This is a genomic window from Aeromonas sp. HMWF014, from assembly GCF_963878295.1.
Taxonomy (GTDB): Bacteria; Pseudomonadota; Gammaproteobacteria; order Enterobacterales; family Aeromonadaceae; genus Aeromonas; species Aeromonas popoffii.
Map to the genome: position 1 here is coordinate 1 of NZ_CAWNYS010000406.1, position 1,543 is coordinate 1,543.

The 1,543-nt window shown below is 61.2% G+C and carries 1 protein-coding gene; it reads right to left on the reverse strand.

Annotated elements, in window-relative coordinates:
- A partial coding sequence (locus tag AAC083_RS16375) for an AAA family ATPase (protein WP_258224727.1) occupies window positions 1-1,508 on the reverse strand: 1,508 nt, incomplete at its 3' end.
- Window positions 1,509-1,543 lie beyond the last annotated feature (35 nt).

Consider the following 1,543-nt stretch of genomic DNA (forward strand, 5'->3'; position numbering starts at 1 on the left):
CTTCTATCCAGCATCTTCTGCCAGGTCTCGATACTGTCGGTGTAGGTCTGCAGGTGCTCCTTGGCCCGCGAGGCGGGCACATATGCCGATGCCAAGGTGACCAAGTTGCGGTTGATGCCCTTGACCGCCTGCAGCTCGATAGCATATTGGCTGCTGGCCCCTTGCGCGCCATAGGCGGTCACGGCATAGCCCAAATCGATATGCTGGTCTTCCTGCTGCTGCCCTGGGCGCAGGTTTTTCTCTTTGCTGCCATCGCTGAGCACCAGGGTGCCATTCTCCTCGATGCGCGTGACCTGCCACTGGCTGTTGGCGACATGGCCATGTTCATTGACGGTGCGGGTAAAGCGGATCTTATCCCCCTCACTGACCTGGATGTCCCTTGGCTGATAGATAGCGAGGTCATGGGCGGTGTTCTCGACGTTGGAGAGCAGCCGCGTCTTGCCCTGGGCATCGGTGAGGGTCATGGTGCCCGCTTGGGTGTCAACGGCGCTTAGGGTGTAGTACTGCTGGTCAACCACCGCGACCATGCCCTTTAAGCTGTTGCCGGCCACCAGGGCGCTGCTGCGAAGGCTGTTTTCCTCAATGCGAACCGGGTCAAGGATAGTGAGGGTGGTTTGTTGCTTGCCTAATTGGCCCTTATCAAACAGCGCCTGATGAATGGCCCCGTTTATCTCGTGGCGCACCTTGTTCAGATGCACGATCACCAGGGTGTTATCGCGGGCCTCCCTGGTGCGACTCACGTAATCGTTGACCACCAGGGCGGCAGGATTGGCATCCTCAATCACCGAGTGTTCCGGTGTCCAGGCATCAGGTGCGAGAGGCGGGTCGCGGGGCACCACGGTGGGGGCAACCGCTTCACGCTCTGCCAGTGACCGGGCCAGGTTGCCCTCGATAAGGCTGTAGATAGCGGGTTTGAGCTCGGGGCGTTGGCGGACAATCTCTTTCATCACCGCGACGTCGATGGCGCTGCGCTCTTGCATTAGCTTGAACGGGGCACCCGATGAGATGGCCTTGAGCTGGGCGGTGTCGCCGCTGCTGACAACCCTGGCCCCGCTTGCGGCAACACGCTGGTTGAACTCGGCCATATCCCGGTTGCCAATCATCGAGCTTTCATCAACCAGGAACAGGGTGTTGCGGTAGTCTGGCGTCTCGCCGGCCATGGCCTGCTGGCGGCTTTCGCTCAGAAACGAGGCCAGGGTCTGGGCCTTGACGCCGATGGATTGCATTTCGTGCACAGCCCGGTGGGTCGGGCCGATACCGACCACGGTGGGGCGCTGCTCGGCGGGGAGGGTGTCGATGGCACTGAGCACCGCCTTGAACTGGGTAGTTTTACCCACCCCGGCATACCCCTGGATGGCGATAAACTGGTCGTCACTCTCAAGGATGAGGCGGGTGGCCTCTGACTGCCCTGGGGTTAGCCCGGCGAGCAGCTGGTCGGGCACCTTGTCCATGTAGGGGGTAGCGGCTCCCTTGCCCTCGGCAATGGTGGCGATGATGGCTTTTTCCATCTCAAAGCTGGCGCGTGAGACCACATCGCCAGGGC